The organism is Streptomyces sp. HP-A2021, assembly GCF_022807935.1.
Taxonomy (GTDB): domain Bacteria; phylum Actinomycetota; class Actinomycetes; order Streptomycetales; family Streptomycetaceae; genus Streptomyces; species Streptomyces afghaniensis.
This window is the reverse complement of record NZ_CP094344.1, coordinates 8,467,067-8,487,331: the sequence shown is the minus strand read 5'-3', so window position 1 is coordinate 8,487,331 and position 20,265 is coordinate 8,467,067. Positions and strand designations below refer to the sequence as shown.

The 20,265-nt window shown below is 71.5% G+C and carries 13 protein-coding genes; 8 read left to right on the top strand and 5 right to left on the bottom strand.

From position 1 onward, the window contains the following. Positions 1-2 precede the first annotated feature (2 nt). Both MQE23_RS38320 and MQE23_RS38315 read right to left on the bottom strand, forming a co-directional pair. Positions 3-5,228, bottom strand: a complete 5,226-nt coding sequence (locus MQE23_RS38320; RefSeq protein ID WP_243381528.1) for a family 43 glycosylhydrolase — start codon at positions 5,226-5,228, stop codon at positions 3-5. 278 nt (positions 5,229-5,506) lie between these two features. Continuing rightward, entirely contained in the window at positions 5,507-6,760 is a 1,254-nt protein-coding gene (locus tag MQE23_RS38315) for an NAD(P)/FAD-dependent oxidoreductase (protein WP_037672191.1), read from the bottom strand. 124 nt (positions 6,761-6,884) lie between these two features. Between MQE23_RS38315 and MQE23_RS38310 the strand changes: the two genes are divergently transcribed. Continuing rightward, complete coding sequence (locus MQE23_RS38310; protein WP_243381527.1) at positions 6,885-9,497, top strand: helix-turn-helix transcriptional regulator; 2,613 nt, start codon at positions 6,885-6,887, stop codon at positions 9,495-9,497. A gap of 43 nt (positions 9,498-9,540) precedes the next feature. On the opposite strand, the gene nshR is transcribed toward MQE23_RS38310, so the two are convergent. Next, on the bottom strand, positions 9,541-10,350 hold the full coding sequence (nshR, locus tag MQE23_RS38305) for an NshR/TsnR family 23S rRNA methyltransferase (RefSeq protein ID WP_037672193.1): 810 nt from the start codon (positions 10,348-10,350) through the stop codon (positions 9,541-9,543). A gap of 207 nt (positions 10,351-10,557) precedes the next feature. Between nshR and MQE23_RS38300 the strand changes: the two genes are divergently transcribed. The 7 genes from MQE23_RS38300 to MQE23_RS38270 all read left to right on the top strand — a co-directional run bounded on the left by MQE23_RS38300 (position 10,558) and on the right by MQE23_RS38270 (position 17,924). Continuing rightward, complete coding sequence (locus tag MQE23_RS38300) at positions 10,558-11,907, top strand: MFS transporter (RefSeq protein WP_020275798.1); 1,350 nt, start codon at positions 10,558-10,560, stop codon at positions 11,905-11,907. 21 nt (positions 11,908-11,928) lie between these two features. Further along, complete coding sequence (locus MQE23_RS38295) at positions 11,929-12,588, top strand: response regulator transcription factor (RefSeq protein ID WP_020275799.1); 660 nt, start codon at positions 11,929-11,931, stop codon at positions 12,586-12,588. 27 nt (positions 12,589-12,615) lie between these two features. Continuing rightward, positions 12,616-14,007 carry a HAMP domain-containing sensor histidine kinase gene (locus MQE23_RS38290; RefSeq protein WP_243381526.1) on the top strand — a complete coding sequence of 464 codons (1,392 nt, stop codon included), beginning with the start codon at positions 12,616-12,618 and terminating at the stop codon, positions 14,005-14,007. Beyond that, a complete protein-coding gene (locus MQE23_RS38285; protein WP_020271241.1) occupies positions 14,004-15,008 on the top strand; it encodes a TAXI family TRAP transporter solute-binding subunit in 1,005 nt (334 codons plus the stop codon). The genes MQE23_RS38290 and MQE23_RS38285 overlap by 4 nt, the downstream gene beginning before the upstream one ends. Positions 15,009-15,027: 19 nt before the next feature. After that, complete coding sequence (gene sigJ, locus MQE23_RS38280; protein ID WP_243381525.1) at positions 15,028-15,972, top strand: RNA polymerase sigma factor SigJ; 945 nt, start codon at positions 15,028-15,030, stop codon at positions 15,970-15,972. A 111-nt stretch (positions 15,973-16,083) separates the two neighbouring features. Beyond that, the gene (locus MQE23_RS38275) at positions 16,084-17,295 is read left to right on the top strand and encodes an FAD-dependent oxidoreductase (protein WP_243381524.1); all 1,212 of its coding nucleotides are present in this window, start codon (positions 16,084-16,086) and stop codon (positions 17,293-17,295) included. Positions 17,296-17,360: 65 nt separating this feature from the next. Beyond that, complete coding sequence (locus MQE23_RS38270; RefSeq protein ID WP_243381523.1) at positions 17,361-17,924, top strand: CGNR zinc finger domain-containing protein; 564 nt, start codon at positions 17,361-17,363, stop codon at positions 17,922-17,924. Between the two features lie 13 nt (positions 17,925-17,937). On the opposite strand, the gene MQE23_RS38265 is transcribed toward MQE23_RS38270, so the two are convergent. Both MQE23_RS38265 and MQE23_RS38260 read right to left on the bottom strand, forming a co-directional pair. Continuing rightward, the gene (locus MQE23_RS38265; protein ID WP_243381522.1) at positions 17,938-19,152 is read right to left on the bottom strand and encodes an acyltransferase family protein; all 1,215 of its coding nucleotides are present in this window, start codon (positions 19,150-19,152) and stop codon (positions 17,938-17,940) included. An 83-nt stretch (positions 19,153-19,235) separates the two neighbouring features. Next, on the bottom strand, positions 19,236-20,150 hold the full coding sequence (locus MQE23_RS38260; protein WP_020271235.1) for an SDR family NAD(P)-dependent oxidoreductase: 915 nt from the start codon (positions 20,148-20,150) through the stop codon (positions 19,236-19,238). Positions 20,151-20,265: the final 115 nt, after the last annotated feature.

The window sequence follows — 20,265 nt, the reverse complement described above, 5'->3', positions numbered from 1 at the left end:
ACCTAACGCCGCTGGTTTCCGACGGTGACGATGCCCTTCGTCCTGGCGCCGGTCCTGTTGTCGTAGAGGACATCGCCGGTGGACTTCTGCCAGATCTTGATGCGGAAGGTGTCCGGGCCGTCGGTGGCGGTGACTCTGAAGGCGTAGCCACCCTTGCCGCCCACCGTGCCGGTGCCCTGGTAGACGGCCCGGGAGCCGTTCACCACGAGCCAGTCGGAGCCGGTCGAGCGGAAGGCGAGTCGGGCGGAACCGAAGACGAACGTGACCTTGCCGGCCGGGACAGTGGCTCCCTTCCGGTACTGGGCGCCCAGGGTGAACGCCGCCTTGCCGGTCAGCCCCGGCTCGGCCGGGTAGGCGCCGACCGGTGAGGCGATCGTGCCGACGCCGGCAGCGGGTCCGGCGGCACGGTCGTAGACGATCAGCTCCGTGAGCGTGCTGCTGTCCGAGCCCTCGTCATCGTCGGTGACCGTGACGACCGGGCGGTGGATGCCCGCCTCGTCGTAGACGTGTGCGGCGCGGCAGCCGGAGTGGGTGAGCGTGCCGGGCGTCGGCCGGCTGCCGTCCTTCCAGTCGACCTCGCAGGTGTGGCGGTCGGCCGTGCCCGGGTCGTCGAAGGACGCGGTGACGACGGCGGCCTTGCCCGCCGGGAGGGGCGAGCCGGGGCCCTCGGCGGAGGTGATCGTCGGGGCGGCGTTGGAGACCTTGACGGTCGCGGTGTCGGTGCCGCGCCCACCGGTCAGGGTGACCTGGAAGGTGCCGTCGTCGGTGCAGACGAGGGTCGTCCGGGCCGCCGCGGGGTCCTTGACGGCGCACGGGGCGCCGTCCTGCACGGTCCACTGGGGCGTGCCTGCCCCGGAGACGGTTCCGGCGAGTGTGATCGCCTCGCCCTCGGTGCCGGTGGCGTCCGGGCCGGCGTGGACGACGGTGACCGGGTCGATGCCGCCGAGGGTCGGGACGACCTTCTCGATCAGGCCGTCGGAGTCGAACTCCAGCTTGTCGATGGTGGTTTCGCGGTGGGTGCCGTCACCGCCGGGGATGGCGAAGCGGTGGTAGGCGATGTACCAGTCGTCGGTGTTCGGGACGTGGACGGCGGAGTGATGGCCCGGTCCCTTGATGCCCAGTGACAGGTCCTTCTCCAGGATCACGCCCCGCTTGGTCCACGGGCCGGTGGGCGAGGGACCGGTCGCGTAGGCGACGCGGTAGTTCTCGTCCCGGGTGTCGTTCTCCGACCACATGAAGTAGTAGGTGCCCTTGCGCTTGAGGACGAAGGTGCCCTCGTTGTAGCCGCTCGGGGTGATGTCCTGGACCTTCGAGGTGTCGATGGAGGTCATGTCGTCGTTCAGCGGGACGACGTAGGCGCGGCCGTTGCCCCAGTAGAGGTACTGCTTGCCGTCGTCGTCGGTGAAGACCGCCGGGTCGATCATCTGGCCGCGGAAGTCACCGGCCTTCAGCAGCGGCTTGCCCAGGGCGTCCTTGAACGGTCCGGTGGGCGAGTCGGACACCGCGACGCCGATGTTCGCGTCGGCGCAGAAGTAGAAGTAGTACTTCCCGTCCTTCTCCGTCATCGCCGGAGCCCAGGCCCTGCTGTCCGCCCAGCTGACGTCCGGCCCCAGGTCGAGGATGACGCCGTGGTCCTTCCAGTGGACCAGGTCCGTGGAGGAGTAGGCCTTGAACTGCGTGCCGCTCCAGCCCTCGAAGCCGTCGGTCGTCGGGTAGATGTAGAACGTGTCGCCGAAGCGCACGATGTTCGGGTCGGCGTTCAGCCCCGGCAGGACCGGTGTCTTCATGAGCAGCGCCGAGACCTTCCAGGTCCGCTTCTTGCCGTCCGAACCGGTGACCTCGTACGTCACCGGCTTGGTGAAGTCCTGCACGCTGCCGGAGGCGGGGCTGATGGTCGCGCCCTCGGCGAGCGCGAACTCCGGTGCCAGCGCGGTGAGATCGGTGCCCGCCTTCATCGGCAGCGTGATCGTGCCGGCCGCGTTGTCGATGAGCGCGTCGACCTTGAGCGCCGGGTGCGTCACCTTGGCGATGCCCGCCGTGTTGCCGCTGAGTTCCATGACCTCGGCGCCCGTGAGCGCACGGTCGTAGATGCGGAAGTCGTCGACCTCGCCGCCGAAGTACGGGTCGGCCGCGTACAGGGACCGGCCGATGTAGCCGCTGTAGTCCTTGGCGGCGTCATACAGTTCCGACGGCTTGACGGTGGTCGTCGTGCGGGCCGCCTCGACGCCGTCGGCGTACAGGATCATGGTGCCGGTGGCGCCGTCCAGCGTCACCGTGACGTGCCGCCACTGGCCGGGCGTGAGCTGCGAGCCGGCCGTGAGCTTCGACTCCGCCGACCAACTCGCCTTCGTGATGGCCGAGTAGAGGCTGGAGCCGCCGTTGGACGGAGTGGCGAACAGATACGTGTCGCTGTCGGGCCCGAGCCCGAACAGCCACTGGAAGCTGCTGCCGCCCTTCCACTTGGCGTACGTCGACACCGTCACGCTGTCGGCGTTCTTCAGCACACCGTTCGGGATCTTCACGTACGGCGAGCCGGAGTCGCCGGACATCTTGAACGAGCCGCCGTGCACGCCGCTGCCGAAGTCGGGGGTGCGGACGTAGGTGCCGTGGTGGCCGTGCCCGCTGGAGTCACGGGCGATGCTGCCGCTCGTCTCGTCGAAGTCGTAGTGCAGGAGCAGGTCGGCCGGGATGTCCGGCCCCTCCTCCGACACGGTGACGTCGGCCCGGACCGGAATCGCGGCGCCGTTCGGCAGACTGCCGGTCACGGTGAAGGTGCCGGCCTGTGCGTACTTCGACGCCGGTACGTCCTCCCAGGTGACCGCGACGGGACGCTTGACGCCGTCGGCGTACTCGGCGATCACCGTGGCCGGCAGCACCGGTGCCCGGCCGATCCCGGTCTTCACCGAGACGTCGTCGACGCTCTGCACGATCTGGTCGGGCTGGTAGGCGCGCAGCAGCCGGTCGTACTCGGCCTGGGTGACCGGCAGCACGGTGCCGTGCCGGGGCTTGGCGGGCAGGTCGTAGCCGGTGGACGGGGTCCAGGTGCCGGAGTCCAGGTCGGTCGTCTCGAACGGGATGTAGCCGCGGCCGCCGAACTCGTCGAGGAACGCGTACCACTTCTCCTCGGTGTTGGACTTGAACACCAGCGGTCCCTCGGCGGCGTTCATCGCGCCCTTGCCGATGCCCTCGGCGACCGCGGTCCAGGACGGGTCCAGGATCGAGTCGCTCTTCTCCTGGAAGATGAACTTGCTGTTGGGGGTGGAGGAGGTGTTGTTCCGCTCGTCCTTGGACAGGCGGTAGTACGTCCCGTCGTGCCGGATCATCGTGGAGTCGATGACCGAGTAGCCGCGGTCGATCCAGACCTTGGGCTCGCTGAAGGTGTAGAAGTCGCGGGTGGTGGCGTACATCATGCGGTTGTACGTGTCGCCGGAGTGGTCGGCGTTGTCGTACAGCTTCGACGCCCAGAAGACCACGTACTCGCCGCGCTCGGCGTCGTAGAACGCCTCCGGCGCCCAGGTGTTGCCGGCGCTGTCGGGCGAGACCTTGACCAGGCGCTGGTTCGTCCAGTGCACCAGGTCGGTGGACTCCCAGACCATGATGGACTTGCTGCCGGTGCGCTGGGAGGCGTCCCAGTCGCCGTTGCCGTAGATCCTGAGGTCGGTGGCGATCTGGTAGAACTTGTCGCCCTCCGGGGAACGGATGATGAACGGGTCGCGCAGGCCCTTCTCGCCGAGCGTGGAGGTGAGGACCGGCTTGCCGTCGTTGAGTTCACGCCAGTGCAGCGGGTCGTTGCCCTTGCTGAGGGCGGCGTAGAGCTGTTCGCCGTCCGAGGTGCCCTCGCCGGTGAAGTAGCTGAACATGTAGCCCTTGAGGTCAGCCTCGGCGGGCAGTTCGGGCACCTTGGCCGTCATGACGCGCGTGGCCTCGGCCTCGCCCTTGGTGACGGTGGCGGTCAGCTCGACGGTGGTGGCGCCGTCGCCGTGCGCGGGGCGGTGGACCTCGCCGGCGGCGGAGACGACGTCCGGCTTCGCGGAGGACCAGGTAACGGTCGTGCCGAAGGCGCCGCTCCCGGGCAGGGTGAGGTTGCCGCGTGCGTCGTCGAGGTTGTGCACCGTGAGCGCCTCGGCGGCCTGCCGGGTGGCGGCGGCGTCGTCGAGTGCGGGCCGGACCGTGACGTCGAAGCTCTTGGTGCCGGTCACGGTGCCCTTCTTCAGGGTCGCCGTGAGCGTGGCACGGCCGTCCGGTGAGCCGGCCTCGGGGCGGGTCACCTTGCCGGTGTCCGACACCACGGACGGGTTGTCGCTGTCCCAGCTGATGGAGGAGCCACCGGCCGTGCCGGTCCTGGGCAGGTCCAGGTCGGAGGTGACGCCGCTGGTGTCACCGAGGCTCAGGGCCTCCTTGTCGGCGGCGACGCCCTGCGTGGCGACGGGGAGGGAGAGCTGCTCGACCTCCGAGCCGTCCAGTGCCCGGTCGTACACGCGGAAGTCGCGTATCCGGCCTTTGAAGAGCTTGTCGCCGTCGTAGACGGACTTGCCGATGTAGTTGGCCTTGGTGGTGCCGGAGCCGATGGCGCCGGGCGTGGTGGTGACCGAGGTGTTGCGGCCGACCTCGACGCCGTCCTCGTAGAGCACACCCGTGGAGCCGGTCTGGGCGTAGGTGATGTGCTTCCACACCCCGCGGGTCAGGTTGTGGGAGTCGGACGGCTTGGTGGTCTGCTCGGTCGACCAGTTGCCCGTCGCGACGGAGGTGCGGAAGGAGTTGCCGGTGGTGAACAGGTAACCGTTGCCGCTGCCCGCGCTGGTGTTGCCGAAACCGTAGAGGAAGTAGGGCGTGCTCTGGGCGGAGTCGATCAGTACGTCCATGGAGACGGTGATCGAGTCCATGCCCTTCATGACGTCGTCCGGCACCTTGATGTAGGTGTCCGATCCGTTGAAGGCGAGCCCCTGACCGGATGCCGACCAGTCGGCGGCGCCGCTGACCGTGCCGTTGCGGCCGTTGCCGGAGGCGTCGGTCACGGTGCTGCCGGAGCCTGCGTCGAGCTTGTACCACAGGGCCAGGCCGTCGGTGATGTCCGCGGCTTCGGCCGCCGGTGCCGCCGGTGCCGCTTGAGCGGGAGCGGTGGGTCCGGCGAGGGTGAGCAGTATCGACGCGGCGGTCAGTCCGGCGAGATGACCCGCCCGGCGTCTCGCGCGGCTGCGAAGTCGTGCGCATCGTGCGACGTGCGTCATGTCGAGGTTCCCTGCTGAGGCATGGCTGCTGACGGACAGGCGGAAGGCGGAACGAGGAGCCGACGAGGCGACGGCAATCCCTTGCCGTGGGCCCGCCGTTGCACGCAGGTGACGTGTGTGTTGCGAGAGTCTCAGTCGACGCCCAGGGCAGCGTCAATAGGTTCCGAACAATGTCCGACAGGTCGAACAATTCCGTCCGACTCGCGGTGATCTACGGGGGTGAGCCGTGCGTCCTGTGTCCGGGCCGGTCAGCGCGGAGTGCGCCGCGTACCCGCCGGTCAGCCCGCGGGAACGACCGGTGGCGTCTCCCGCGGCCGCCGCACCCGCACCCCGATGAGAGCCCGGGCCATCACCATCGGGTTGAGCAGGACCGACGGCTCCGCTGCCCGCATCGCGAACATCGCCAGCCGACGGGCGACGTAGGGGTCGGACACGGCTGCTGTGCGGACCGCCCGTTGGAGCGCGTCGGGCGGTTTCGCGAGCGCTTCCTTCCGGCCGAGGGCGTCGTACTTGTCGATGAACCTGTGCGCTCGGCGGTAGGAGCGCAGCGCCTGGCGCACGTTCCCGCCCCGGGCCAGGGCTTCGGCGGTCGCGTCGGTCAGCCACGCCGCGCTGCGGAACGCCCAGCCGCATCCGACCGCCGGAACGGGGTCGGACGCGGTCGCGGCATCCCCGATCAGGGCCAGGCCGGGCCGCGGGGTGGGATCCCGGCGAACGCACGGATAGTCGGTGGTGCCGACGAGGTTCGACACCTGTCGCGCACCGGCGAGCGAGGGCCCGTCCGGCAGGCGCGCGACGAACCGGTCGAAGGCGGCGGTCCGATCGGTGGTGAACTCGGGAAGCCGGTCCTTCACCGGGAAGACACCCACCTGCGTCAGGCCGTCGTCGACGGGGATGCACACGGCGACGTCCTGGCCGAGGGGCCAGACCTGGCCGTCGCCGGGTCCGTTCATCGTCGCCCCCGCGTAATAGGTCCAGAACAGGAAGCGCTCGTTCGGGGCACGGTCCTCGGCGACCCCGGCGAGTCGGGCAACCGTGGACCGGTGGCCGTCCGCACCGACGACCAGGGGGGCCCGCAGGATGGTGCGTCCGGTCCCGCCGTCCGACGTGACGACTCCCGCGACGGCTCCCGCGGCGTCCTCGACCAGGTCGACGACACGGTGCCCCCGCATGAGGTGCACGCCGGGGGTCGAGCCGGCGATCTCCCGCAGCAGCGGGTCGAGCTTCCTGCGGCGCAGACTGATCGCCGGCGGTATCCCGCTGTCCGGCCGGGGGACGATCCAGCCGGACCCGGTCCACACGCCGAGCCCGGTCGTCACCGTCGCACCGTGCTCGAGCATCGGCTGCCAGAAGCCCAGTCGCCGCAGGACGTCATGGGTGCCCCCGAGTACGAAGTGCCCGCACAGCGTCTTGTGTGCCTGAGGGCTGCGATGCCGCTCGACCAGCGCCACCCGCAGTCCCGCCCGGCCGTACGCCGTCGCCGCCGTGCAGCCGGCGATGCTCGCGCCCACGATGATCACGTCGTAGTCCATGGCCGTCTCCGCCGCTTCGACATGGGTCCCTTCGGTCAACTCGAAGCATGCGCTGAGCGGCCGGACACGGACATCGGTAGTGGATACCCATCCTTCCGGGCGGCCGTCTACCTACCATCGAAGTGTGACGGCCGGCACACGGACACTCGAAGAACGGGACAGCGAGCTCGCGTCGCTGTCGCGCTGGTGGAGGGAAGCGGCCGCCGGCACCGGGCGCCTCGTCCTCGTCGGCGGCGATGCGGGCGCCGGCAAGACCGCGCTGCTCCACGAGTTCGGCCGGCGCCTGGGCGACGCCCGACTGCTCAGCGGCAGCAGCGAACCGCTCACCACGCCGCTTCCCCTCGGTCCGCTGCGCGACATGGCCGACGCCCTGCCCGCCCCCCTGAGCCGGGAGCTCAGCGGCACCCCCGACCCCGTGAAGGTGCGTCGCCGGCTGCTCCAAGAGCTGCGCGAGGGCTGCGTCCCGACACTCGTCGTCCTGGACGACGCGCACTGGGCCGACGAGGCCACGCTGGACCTGCTGCGCTTCCTGGGCCGCCGCCTGGGGGCATGCCCGGCCATGGTCGCCGTGGCCTACCGGCAGGACGAAGTGGGGCCCCGCCATCCGCTGCGGGTGCTGGCCGGGGACCTGGCGGCGCTTCCCTCGGTGCGCCGACTGACCGTGCCCACGCTGTCCGAGGCGGCCGTCGCGCGTCTCGCGGCGGGAACCGGCATCGACCCGGCCGAACTGCACCGCCGAACGGGCGGCAACGCCTTCTTCGTGACGCAAGTACTGGCCGACGGCGGCGCCACCGTGCCCGCCACGGTCCGGGACGCGGTGCTGGCCCGCGCCGCGCGTCTGGCACCGGGGGCGCGCGATGCGCTCGACGCCGTCGCCTGCCTCGGGACCCGGGCCGCGCCGTGGCTGGTCCAGGCGGTCTCGGGCCGCTCGGCCGGAGAGCTCGACGAGTGCGTGGAGCGCGGAATGCTCACCGCCGAGCACGGCGCCGTCGCGTTCCGCCACGAGCTGGTCCGCGTCGCCGTCGAGCAGGCGATCCCGCCGGGGCGCGCGGCGGAGCTGCACCGGCGGGCACTATCCGTACTCGCCTCGCGCCCGCCCGGCGAAGTGGAACCGGCGCGGCTCGCCGAGCACGCGCAGCATGCCGACGACCGGGCCGCCGTGCTCGCCTACGCGCCGCTCGCGGCAGAGCGGGCATCCGCGCTCGGGGCTCACAAGGAGGCCGCCGCCCACCTGCGCCGTGCTCTCGACGTCCTCCAGGGGCTTCCTGCCGCTGACCGGGCGGGGCTGCTGGAGGACCTCGGACGCGAATGCCATCTCGCCGACGACCTCGAAGCCGCGCTGCGGGCCCGGCAGGCCGCGGTCGACGCGTGGCGGGAGGCCGGTGACAGGCGTCGGCAGAGCGGGGCGCTGGTCGGTCTGGCGATCACCGCGGCACATCTGGCCCGGGAGGTCCCCCTCGGCGAGAAGGCGTGTGACGAGGCCCTCGGGTTGCTGGCCGGACTGCCGGTGACGCCCGAACTGGCACTGGCCTGCGCCGTCCGCGCGAAACTGTCCGCGATGGCCTTCCGCAGCGCCGATGCGATCGCCTGGGGTGAGCGGCTCCTCGCGATGACCGGCGACGGAACGGACCCGCAGGGAAGGGCGCTCGCGCTGTCGTCGATCGGTATCGGCCGTGCCCTGGACGGCGACGTGGCCGGCCTCGGCCTCATCGGGGAGAGCATCCGGCTGGCACGCGCGGCGTCCGCTCACGACCAGGCGGGACTCGCCTGTTTCTGGCTCCAGTTGATCTGCGTGACCCGCCGCTGGCACCGGGAGGCCGAACGCTGGTACGGCGAGGCCCTCGCCTTCACCGACGACCACGGCCAGGAGGTCTGGCGGCAGTGGCTCCGCGCGTTCCACTCGCGTGCGCTGCTGGACCAGGGGCGTTGGGAGGAGGCGGAGGCGCTGGCCTCTGAGGTGCTGCGCACGGCGGGCGTGGACGACGGACGCAAGATGCTCAGCATGGTGGTGCTGGGGCGGCTGCGCGCACGCCGGGGCGACTCCGATGCCCGCCCGCTGCTGACCGCGGTGCGGACGACCATGGTCACCGCCGAACCGGTCGTCGGCTGGATCATCGGCGCCGCGCCGGCGCTGGCCGAAGCCGCCGCATACGCGGGCGACACCGGCCAGGTGCGCGCGATCGTCACCTCGGCGTCCGCCTCGGCCGTGGAACAGGGCGAGCCGTGGCTGCTCGGTGAACTCGCCTACTGGCTGTCCCGAGCCGACGGACCCGTCACCGTCCCGGCGCGCGCCGCCGAGCCCTACCGGCTCCAGCTGTCCGGCCGCCCGCGGGAGGCGGCCGTCCGCTGGCAGGAGCTCGGCTGCCCCTACGAGGCCGCGCTCGCGCTCGCCGACACCACCGACGCGGGGATGCTGCGCGAGGCGCTCACGGCGTTCGACCGTCTGGGCGCCGGGCCGATGCGTGACGTCACCGCCCGTCGGCTGCGCCGGCTCGGGGTGCGCGACATCCCCAGACGCCGGTCCCGCACGGTGGGCCCCGACGGGCTCAGCGCCCGCGAACAGGAGGTGCTCGCCCTGCTGGCCGACGGACTCCGAAACGCCGAGATCGCCGAGGCACTGTTCCTGTCGAGGCGCACCGTCGAGCACCATGTGGCGGCCGTCCTGCGCAAGCTCCGCGTGGCGAACCGGGCAGAAGCCGCTCGGTACGCCCGCCACCACGGCGTGGCTGTCCGCTGACGACGCCGGACGCCATGCTCCGGGGCCTTTACGGTGTGGGCTCTTACCGCTTGGCCGCGAGATTCCTGTCGATCCGCTCGTGCAGCGCGATTCCGAGGGAAACGGACACGTTGAGAGACTCGGTCGAGCTCATCATGGGGATCGAAACCGAGGCGGAAGACGCTTTCTCGAACAGGTCGGAAGGCCCGCCTTTTTCGCTGCCGAACAACAAGGCCAGCCGATCCGGACGGTCTCCGAGTTCCTTCACCGAAATGTCGCCGTCTGCCTTGAGTGTCATCAGCTGCATACCGCTGTCCCGAATGAAGGCAATTGCCTCCTCGCGACCGGAGAGGACGACGGGAAGGGAGAAGACGTAACCACGGCTGGCCCTTTGCAGACGCCGGTCCGCGATGCTGGTGATATCACTGTCGACCAGGATGATCCCCGACGCTCCGAGCGCGAGCGACGTTCGCACTATCGCGCCGATGTTGCCGACGATCTTCACCCCGTCGAGAACGACGACGTCCCCACTCCGGCTTTCGATGTCGCTGAACCTGGCCGGGCGAGGGACGCGGGCGATGCCGAACGTCTTGGCCTTCCGCTCCCCCTTGAACAACTGGTTGACGATCGAGGAGTCGATGAGACGGACCGGTACGTTCTGCCGCCTGCACAGATCCAGCAACTCGGGTGGAAAAGGACTGCTGTCGCTGCCGTAGACCTCGATGAACTCCACCCCGGCCGTGATGCTGTGCATGAGGGGCTCGACGTCCTCGATCAACGTTGTCTTTATGTTGGATCGCGAAGGCTTGGTGACGTCGATGATCCGCTGCACCGCCGGATCGGACGGGTTTGCGATGGTGTCCAACTCAGTCATGGTCGTCCTGTTCTTCCCCGTTCGAGGCCGCGCGGTTCACGATAGCAAGATCTCCTTCGCCCGCGACCGGCCGGTGCTGTCGCGGTGAGGCAGGTCCCGGCGTGCCCCGAGCCCTAAGGGACTGTAAGGACTTGGCTCCCGGCATTGAGCGCCCCTGTTCGCGCCGTCGACTCTGTGTGCTTCCGGGCCGCAGACAAGGGAGTTCCGATGGCCACACAGACCACCGCCGAGCGTGCGCGGAAGCCGCGCCACGACGAACGCAGGGTCGTCAGCAACATCGTGCGCGGATCGATCGGCAACCTGATCGAGTGGTACGACTGGTACGCGTACACCGCCTTCAGCGTCTACTTCGCCTCCGTCTTCTTCCCCTCCGGGGACCAGACCGCCCAACTCCTGAACACCGCCGCGGTGTTCGCCGTCGGCTTCCTGATGCGGCCGATCGGCGGCTGGATCCTCGGCCGCTACGCCGACCGCCGTGGCCGCCGCGCGGCGCTGACACTGTCGGTGACGCTCATGGCGGCCGGTTCCCTGATCGTCGCGCTGACCCCGTCGTACGGCTCGATCGGGGTCGCGGCCCCCGTGCTCCTGGTCACCGCCCGGCTGCTCCAGGGTCTGTCGGTGGGAGGTGAGTACTCGACCTCCGCCACCTACATGTCCGAGGTGGCCTCGCCCGGCCGCCGCGGCTACTACTCCAGCTTCCAGTACGTCACCCTCATCGCCGGCCAGCTGACGGCGCTCGGTCTGCAGATCGTCCTGCAACAGGTGCTCAGCCCCGCGCAGATGGAGTCCTGGGGCTGGCGGATCGCGTTCGTCGTCGGCGCCGCGGGGGCGGTGATCGTGCTGTGGCTGCGGCGCGGCATGGACGAGTCCGAGAGCTTCGAGCGTGCCGCGTCGGAGGGCGAGCAGGAGCAGAGCGGCCCGGCCCGCGGCAGCCTGCGGCTGCTGCTGTCCTACCCGCGGCAGTGCCTGGTCGTCGTCGGGCTGACCATGGGCGGCACGCTGTTCTTCTACACGTACACCACCTACCTGCAGAAGTTCATGGTCAACACCAGCGGCATCGCCAAGCCGACGGCGGCCTGGATCAACTTCTTCGCGCTGCTCGTGTTCGTCGTGCTCCAGCCGGTCATGGGCCTGCTCTCCGACCGGGTGGGGCGGCGTCCCCTGCTGATCGCGTTCGGGGGGCTGGGCACCGTGGTGGTGGTGCCCTCGCTGACTCTGCTGTCGCACACCAGCGACCCGGTGTACGCGTTCCTGCTGATGGTCGTGCCGCTGGCCGTCAGTTCCCTGTACACCTCGATCAGCGCGGTGGTGAAGGCCGAGCTGTTCCCGACCTCGATCCGGGCGCTCGGCGTCGGCCTGCCGTACGCGCTGACCGTGGCCGTGTTCGGCGGGACAGCCGAGTACGTCGCCCTGTGGTTCAAGAACGCCGGACACGAGAACTGGTACTTCTACTACGTCACCGCCTGTGTCCTGATCTCGCTGCTCGTCTACATTCGGATGCGCGAGACCTCCGACGCGTCGCCGCTGGACGAGGACGTTTCCCGGTCTCGCGGCTGACGAGGCGGGAAGGAGGCGACCGTGCGGGTGCTGCTGGCCGAGGACGACGACGGTGTGGCGGGCGCGCTGACCGAGGCGCTGTACGACAACGGCCACCTGCCGTCCCGGGTGCGGCGCGGCGAGGACGTGCTCTCCCGTCACCGGCAGGCGGACCTGCTGCTGCTCGACCTCGGCCTGCCCGACGTGGACGGTCTGGAGGTGCTGCGCAAGCTGCGCGCGGTCAGTGCCCTGCCGGTGGTGGTGCTCACCGCGCGGGGCGACGAACGGTCGGTGGTGCGCGGTCTGCGGCTGGGCGCCGACGACTATCTGGTCAAGCCGGTCCGGCTGGCCGAGCTGCTGGCCCGCATCGAGGCCGTCACCCGCCGCGCCACGACACCCGCCGCCCCGGCTCCGCGCACCGTCCGCGCCGGCGACGTCGAGGTCGACCTCGACGCGCGCCGGGTGACGGTCGGCGGCGCGGAGGTGCGGCTGACCACCAAGGAGTTCGAGGTCCTCGCCGCCCTGGCGGCCCGGGCCGGCACGGCGGTCAGCCGCCAGCAGCTGATGGACGAGGTGTGGGGCGACGCCTTCCTCGCCGTGTCCCGCTCGCTCGACGTGCACCTCACCCAGGTGCGGGCCAAGCTCGGCCGCCCCGGGGTGCTGACCACCATCCGCGGCTTCGGCTACCGCTTCGGCGACTGAGCCGGTCACTGACGGCAGGCCCTGTTCATGCGCACGCGCGTCCTCACCGTCGTCCTGGCCTTCGTGGTCCTCGCCGTGGCCGGCTTCGCCGTCCCGCTGCTGGCCGTCACCGCCGCGCAGCGCACCCAGCAGCTCGTCGCGGCGCGCACCGCCGACCTCGACCGTTTCGCCGGGCTGGCCGAGCAGGCCGCCGAGAGCGACGACACGGGCGCGCTCACGGCCGATGTGCGCCGCTACACCGAGCTGTACGGCGAGGCCGTCGTGGTCGTCGACGCCCGCCGTGCCCCGCTGGTGCAGACGGGCGGCCTGCGGGCCGCCGACCCGGACGTCACCCGGCTCGTCGACGCGGCGCTGCGCAACCAGCCCGTCTCGCCCGGGGGGACGCTGCGGCCCTGGTCCCGGTCCGACCGGCTGCTCGCGCGTCCCGTGGGCACAGGCACCAGGGTGTCCGGCGCCGTGGTGCTGCGGGCCTCGGTGCGGGCCGCCGCGGACGACATCGCCCTGCGCTGGGCGCTCGTCCTGGCCGGCGCCGGCCTGTTCGCCGTGGCCTGTGTGCTGCTCGCCCGCCGGGCCACGCGGTGGGTCGTACGGCCGCTGCACCGTCTCGACCGTGCGGTCGGCACGCTGGCCGCCGGTCTGCCGCCCGAGCACGCGCGGGCCGGCGGTCCGCCGGAGCTGCGCCAGCTGGCCACCGGCTTCAACCGTATGGCCGACGCGGTCAGCACCGCGCTGGAACAGCAGCGCCGGCTCGTCGCCGACACCTCGCACCAGCTGCGCAACCCCCTGGCCGCCCTGCGGCTGCGCATCGACTCGCTCCAGCCCCACCTGCGTGCCTCGGCCGGCCGCACCTACACCGGGGTGACGGCCGAGCTCGAACGCATGGAGCACCTCCTCGACGACCTGCTCGCCCTGGCGAACGCCGAGCACCGCGCCGGCGAACTGGCCGTCACAAAGGCGCGGGCATCATGCTGCGACGCCACGGCGGTCGCCGCGGCCCAGGTCCGGCTGTGGCAGCCGGTGGCCGAACAGGCCGGGGTCCGCCTGGAGTTCGCCCCCGGCCCCGCCGTCCTCATGGCCTGCCCGGAGGGAGAGCTGGCCCAGGTGGCCGGCATCCTCTTCGACAACGCGATCAAGTACGCCGGGAGCGGCGCCCGCGTGGAGGCACGTTGTGTCACCGAGGGCGCGGACGCGGTGTTCGAGGTGGAGGACGACGGACCGGGCCTGGACTCGGGTGAACTCTCCCGGGCGGGCACCCGCTTCTGGCGCTCGGAGCGCCACCGCGAGGTACGCGGCAGCGGCCTCGGCCTGGCGATCGCCGAGCGGCTGGTGGCCGGTCACGCCGGACACGTCGCGTTCACGGCGGCCGAACCGCACGGCCTGCGGGTCCGGGTCGTGCTTCCGAAGGGGCACGCGGTATGACCGGCCCCGCCCGCCCCACGACCCGTCGCACCGTGCTGCGCGCCGCACTCGGCGCGGCGGGCACCGGCCTGCTCGCTGGCTCCGCGGCGGCGGACGCGCGGCATGCGGACAGGGGCCCGGAGGGCCTTGTGAGGATCGCGACCGGCGAGACCGACGGGTTCTACGCGGCCTTCGGCCGACTCCTCGCGGCCCAGGTCACGGCCGCCTACCCCCGGCTGTCCTGCGAGGTGGTCAACAGCGAGGGCAGCGTGGCCAACGTACGGCTGCTCCGGGCCCGCCGGGCCGACGTGGCCCTGGCCCTGTCGGACATCGCGTGGGCGGCGTACGGCGGCACCGCACCGTTCGGCCGCCGCGTCCCGCTGTGCGCGATCGGCAGGGTCTACGAGAACTACGTCCAGCTGGCCGTGCGCGCCGAGGCACCCCTGCACACCGTGTCCGACCTGGCGGGCCGCACGGTCTCGCTGGGCGCGCCCGCGTCCGGCGGTGCCGTGCTAGGCGACCGTCTGCTGCGCGTCGCGGGCCTGACGCCCGGCACGGACGTACAGGTCCGGCATCTGCTGATGCCGGAGGCGGCCCGCGCGATGCGGGCCGGCGCGATCGACGCGCTGCTGGTCGCGGGGGGTGTGCCGCTCCCCGTGCTGTCCGGGCTCGACACCCGCCCCGGCATCCGTCTGCTGCCCCTGTCCGGCCTGTTGCCCCGGCTGCGCGCAGGCCTCGGCCCGGAAGGGGCGGGCCTGGAGGCGGTGACGGTGCCGGCCGGGGCGTACCGGGAGACCCCCGAGGTCTCCACCATCGGCGTCGCCAACCTCCTGCTCTGCCGCCCCGGCCTCCCCTCCCCCGTCGCCGCCGCCCTCACCCACGTCCTGGTCCGCCGGGCCACCCGCCTCGTCCCCGCCCCGGCCCTCGGCACCCAGTTCCTCGACGCCCGCAGCCTGATCTCCACGGGCGCCGTCCCCCTTCATCCGGGCGCGGTCGCCGCCTATCGCGAACTGCACGGCTAGCAACGCTAGGATCCTGGTCATGGCCCTGACCATGAACGACGTGGACCGGTTCGAGGCAGCCAGGCCCCGCCTGGAGGCCATCGCCTACCGTCTCCTCGGTTCCGCGAGCGAAGCCGAGGACGCCGTGCAGGAGACCTTCCTGCGCTGGCAGGCCACCGACGTCGACCGCGTCGAGGTCCCCGAGGCCTGGCTGACGAAGGTGCTCACCCACCTGTGCCTCAACCAGCTCACCTCGGCCCGCGCGCGGCGGGAGACCTACGTGGGCCAGTGGCTGCCCGAGCCGGTGCTCGCCGGGGATCCCATGCTCGGCCCTGCCGACACCGCCGAACAGCGCGAATCGGTCTCGTACGCGGTCATGGCCGTACTGGAGCGGCTGTCCCCCAACGAGCGGGCGGTGTACGTCCTGCGGGAGGCGTTCGACTACCCGCACCGGGAGATCGCCGAGATCCTCGACATCACCGAGGCCGCCAGCCAGCAGATCCTCCACCGCGCCAAGAAGCACGTCGCGCAGGGCAAGGCCCGCACCGAGGTCGACGAGGCCGCCGCCCGGCGGATCGTCGACGAGTTCCTCGCGGCCGCCACCAGCGGCCGGACCGAGCCGCTCGTGCGGCTGCTCACCCAGGACGCCATCGCGGTCGGCGACGGCGGCGGGAAGGTCCCGGCCCGCGCCAAGGCGTTCGAGGGCGCCCTCGCGGTCGCGAAGTTCATGCGGGGCCTGTTCAAACCGAGCAAGGCCAAGCGCGCCCTGGTCGGCGGCTCGCCCGAGGTCTACGCCACGAGCGCCAACGGCGACCCCGCCCTCGTCGTGGTGCTCGACGGCCGGGTCATCGGCGTCATGTGCCTGGAGGTCACCCCCGACGGCATCGCCGCGTTCCGCAATCAGGTCAACCCCGACAAGCTCGAACGCGCGACCAGGCGGTGGGCGGCCACCGACCACGGCGATCCCCTGCTCAGGGTCTTCTGACCCCGCCGACCACGATGTGACGTGCTTCACACCACGTTCCTGTCAGGAAACGGCGGGCTGCCCGGTTCAAGGGGCGAATCCCGCTCAAGAGCTCGAGACAGGAGCCCGGACATGCAGCACCGCATCGTCGTCCTCGGAGCCGGCTACACCGGAGCCATCGCCGCCGGCCGCCTCGCCAGGCGGCTGCACCGTGCAGACGTCGCGATCACCCTCGTCAACGCCGAGCCCGACTTCGTCGAGCGGGTCCGGATGCATCAGCTCGCGACGGGCCAGGACCTCAAGGCCCGGCCCTTCAGCGAGATGTTCGCCGGCACCGGCGTCGAACTGAGGCTCGCGAAGGTCATCGGCGTCGACGTCGACCGCAGGACCGTCACCGTCGTCGGCGAGGACGGCCCCGGAGAACCGGAGGCCGAGGAACTGGAGTACGACACCCTCGTGTACGCCCTCGGCAGCGGCTGGAACGACCAGGGTGTCCCCGGCGCCGCCGAGCACGCCCACCAGATCGCCGGCCGGCCCGGCGCACTGCGGTTGCGCGAGCGCCTGGCCCGCCTGGACGCCGGGGAGTCCGTGGTCGTGGTCGGCGGCGGACTCACCGGCCTGGAGGCCGCGACCGAGATCGCCGAGGCCCGCCCGGACCTCGACGTGGCCCTCGCCGCCCGCGGCGAGCTCGGCGACTGGCTCTCGCCCAAGGGCCGCGGGCACCTGCGGAAGGTCTTCGACAGGCTCGGCATCACCGTCCACGAGCACGCCTTGGTCACCGCCGTCGAGGCCGACCGCGTCACCACCGCCGACGGCGCGACGATCCCCGCCGCGGTCACCCTGTGGACCACCGGCTTCGCCGTCCACCCGATCGCGAAGGCCACCACCCTGGACGTCACCGACACCGGCCGGATCGTGGTCGACGGGACCATGCGCTCGGTCTCGCACCCGGACGTGTACGCCATCGGTGACGCTGCCCTGGCCATGGGCCCGGGAGACAAGCCGCTGCGGATGTCGTGCGCCTCCGGCACCCCCATGGCATGGCAGGCAGCCGACGCCATCGCGGCCCGCCTGACCGGCGGGAAGCTCCCGAACGCGCCGCTGCGCTACTTCAACCAGTGCATCTCGCTGGGCCGCAGGGAAGGTCTGATCCAGTACGTCACCGCCGACGACCGCGCCGTGCGGGCGGCCCTGACGGGCCGGCTCGCCGCCGTCTACAAGGAACTGGTCTGCAAGGGAGCGGTCTGGGGGGTCGCCAACCCGACGCTCGGCCTGCCGACCCGCCGCCGTCACGTCGTAGGGCAGTCGGCCCGGGCGGGCTCGCCGGTCGGCACAGCGGCCTGACACGGTCCTTCACCACCCTCTGAGTCGCAGCGCCCGCCCGGTACCGCACCGGCCAGAATGGTGAGGTGAACCTCGACCATGTCTTCGTATGCGGGAACCCGGCACTGGACTTCGCCGCCACGCTCCGGGCGCGCCGTTCGGCGCGCTCCGAGATGTTCGTGACGCCGGAGAGGCTGAACGCCTGGTACGTGGAATCGGGCATCGTCGACGCGGTCTCCCCCGGCCAGGAGGCCGACGTCGAGCGGGCGAAGACCGTACGGGAAGCGATCTACCTGTTGGTCACCGCCCGCCGGCTCGGTCAGGGGTACGACGGGACGGCGCTGACCCTCGTGAACAACGCGGCACGCAAGCCGCCCGCGGTGCCGCAGCTCACCCCCTCGGGCCGATGGACGCAGGCGACGCCGGACGAAGCCCTCTCCATGGTGGCGCGCCACGCCGTCGAGCTCCTGAGCGGGCCGGATGTGCCCCTGCTCAAGGAATGCGGCAACCCGGAGTGCACCCGCGTCTACCTCGACCGCTCGCGGGGCATGCGACGGCAGTGGTGCGGGATGGACTCGTGCGGCAACAAGATCAAGGCGGCCGCGTACCGCGCCCGCAGGAGGACCGCACCCGTGGCGGCCACGGACTGACGAGGCGGCCTCCTCAGCCCCGCATCCCGAACAGGAATCGCGTCACCCGCGTCCTGCGCACCAGCATTTCGTACGCCGCCAGCGTCAGGGCGAGGGAGATCGTCACCAGCGCCACGTACTCGACCGGAATCGGCGCCGCCCAGCCCACCACGAAGTAGGCGACGGCGACGACGATCGGCTGGTGGAGGACATACAGCGGAAGGACGGCGGCGGCGAGGTACCCGTAGATGCGCTGACGCGTCGTCGGAGCCGTCGGAGTCCGGGGCTCCTGGGGTGGCTGTCGGCGGGGGCGGTCGAGGAGGCCCGGGATGGCGACCACCAGGCACCAGCCCGCCGCCCCGAACAGGGCCCGGGAGACGACGGCCAGGGGGGTCGTCGCGGTGAAGGGGTCGTCGGCCGTGGTGAAACCGGGGGCGGCTGCCGTGAACAGGAGGGCGCCGAGACAGGCCGTGGCGCGTGCGTCACGACGCATGACGGCGCGGAAGCGGGTGTCGGTGGCGAGGGTGAAGCCTGCGGCGAAGAAGAGGAGGTACGACCAGCGGTGCCAGCCCGCGTAGTCCTCCTCCATGCCGGCGAAGGCGCAGATGGCGGCGAAGGCGAGGGCCGGGAGCAGTACGACGCCTCGTCGGCGCAGGGTCACGGCGGCCACGCGGTCGGCGAGCCGGCGGAAGGGCTCGTGGGGCAGGAAGCGGTGCAGGGGCGCCAGCATCAGGGAGAACGCCAGCAGGAGCACGACGAACCAGAGATGGCCGGTCTCGAAGTGCTCACCCTGGACGAAGAAGGGGAACTCGTCGAACTCCACGCGCACGTCGAAGAAGCGGGGCAGGAAGTCGGCGTACGACTCGCCGTGGCCGGGGTCGGTCGAGCGCTGCCGCAGCCACTGCGGGAGCGGGTTCAGAAGGAGGGTCCCGACGAGCAGGGGTACGCCCAGCCGGAGCAACCGCTCTGTGGCGAAGGTGCCCGCGCCACGGCGCTGCAGTGAGTGCCAGGCACCCAGACCGGAGATCAGGAACAGCAGCGGCATCGCCCAGACGACCCCGAACCCGGCAATGACCGTGATGGCTTCGGTGGTCTCGGTGTTCCTGACGTAGAAGTCGCCCTCGGTCGCGAACACCAGCGCCGAGTGGAAGAAGACCAGCCCGATCACCACCAGCATCCGCATCGCGTCCAACTCCGGCCGCCGCCGCTCCGGTAACGCCGCCTGCGGTGATTCCGTACTCGCCGCCATGCCGCTTCCTCCCCCGACTCGCCCGCGTTCCCCCAGTGTTGGGCGGGCGGCCGTCGAGGGCCATACCCGCGGCCGGGACTTGCTCAGGCTGCGGTCAACCGTTCGGCGGCAGCCCAGAGTTCGCCTTCGCGCCGTGGGTCGTAGGACTCCTCGGACGAGCGGTCCACACGGTTGCGGTCGACGTAGGAGCCGGTGGGCGCCACGGTCGTGCCCAGGACGACGTCGGCGAGGTAACGGCCTGCGGCGTCGCGGCTGGTGGCGAACGGGGTGAGGGTCATCATCGGCAGGATGCGCCGCATCGCGAACCGGGAGACGGGGTCGGCGTGGCGGGCGAGGCCGGTGCCGGGGACGAAGCCCGGGTTGTAGGCGACCGCGTCGATCCCGGCCGGCAGGCGGCGCGCGTACTCGTGCACGAGATGGATGACGGCAAGCTTGCTCGTGGAGTACGCGGTGCGCCCGGCGGCCGCGGTGTCCGGCTCGGCGAAGGCACCGGTGCGGGCGAGAACGTCCGGGGACCTCCAGGCCGGGCCCGGCACCATGCCCAGGTTGTGCCTGAAGTCGCCGAAGTGGGTGTCGCTGGCGGTGATCACGATCCGGGCGGGAGCGGCGAAGCGGTCCTGGAGCAGGCGGACGAACAGGTGGTTGGCGAGCACGTTGACCGTGAAGGTGGACTCGAGCCCTTCCGGTCCCTCGGTGAGTGCGTTCGTGTACTGGATGCCCGCGTTGCCCACGAAGCCGCGCAGCGGCGGCAGTTCACCGTGATCGAGCCGGTCACGGATCCCGGTGGCGGCCGAGCGGACGCTGTCCAGCGAGCCGAGGTCCGCCGGGACGTGCGAGACCTCGTGCCCACCCGTGGCGAGTTCCGCGGCGAGCTGTGCACCGGAGGATCCGCGGGCGACGACGAGGAAGTGCACGTCCGTCGACCGGCGCAGGATGTGCCCCGCGGCGACGCGGCCGATCCCGCGGCTCGCGCCCGTCATCACGATGGTGTGCTTCATGGGGGCTCCTTCAGTGAACGGCGTCGGCGCCCGGCTCGGGCGCATGTCCACGTTCGCCGGGTGTGCCACTGCCAGCCAGTGCCGTCCCCGTCACCAGGACTGGCAGTACCCAGGC

Bases quoted from the DNA above. Each gene is read 5' to 3' on its own strand.
- MQE23_RS38275 (WP_243381524.1), top strand. From the start codon at position 16,084: ATGCAGCACCGCATCGTCGTCCTCGGAGCCGGCTACACCGGAGCCATC.
- nshR (WP_037672193.1), bottom strand. From the start codon at position 10,350: ATGACTGAGTTGGACACCATCGCAAACCCGTCCGATCCGGCGGTGCAG.
- sigJ (WP_243381525.1), top strand. From the start codon at position 15,028: ATGGCCCTGACCATGAACGACGTGGACCGGTTCGAGGCAGCCAGGCCC.
- MQE23_RS38290 (WP_243381526.1), top strand. From the start codon at position 12,616: ATGCGCACGCGCGTCCTCACCGTCGTCCTGGCCTTCGTGGTCCTCGCC.
- MQE23_RS38320 (WP_243381528.1), bottom strand. From the start codon at position 5,228: ATGACGCACGTCGCACGATGCGCACGACTTCGCAGCCGCGCGAGACGC.
- MQE23_RS38260 (WP_020271235.1), bottom strand. From the start codon at position 20,150: ATGAAGCACACCATCGTGATGACGGGCGCGAGCCGCGGGATCGGCCGC.
- MQE23_RS38300 (WP_020275798.1), top strand. From the start codon at position 10,558: ATGGCCACACAGACCACCGCCGAGCGTGCGCGGAAGCCGCGCCACGAC.
- MQE23_RS38265 (WP_243381522.1), bottom strand. From the start codon at position 19,152: ATGGCGGCGAGTACGGAATCACCGCAGGCGGCGTTACCGGAGCGGCGG.
- MQE23_RS38315 (WP_037672191.1), bottom strand. From the start codon at position 6,760: ATGGACTACGACGTGATCATCGTGGGCGCGAGCATCGCCGGCTGCACG.
- MQE23_RS38285 (WP_020271241.1), top strand. From the start codon at position 14,004: ATGACCGGCCCCGCCCGCCCCACGACCCGTCGCACCGTGCTGCGCGCC.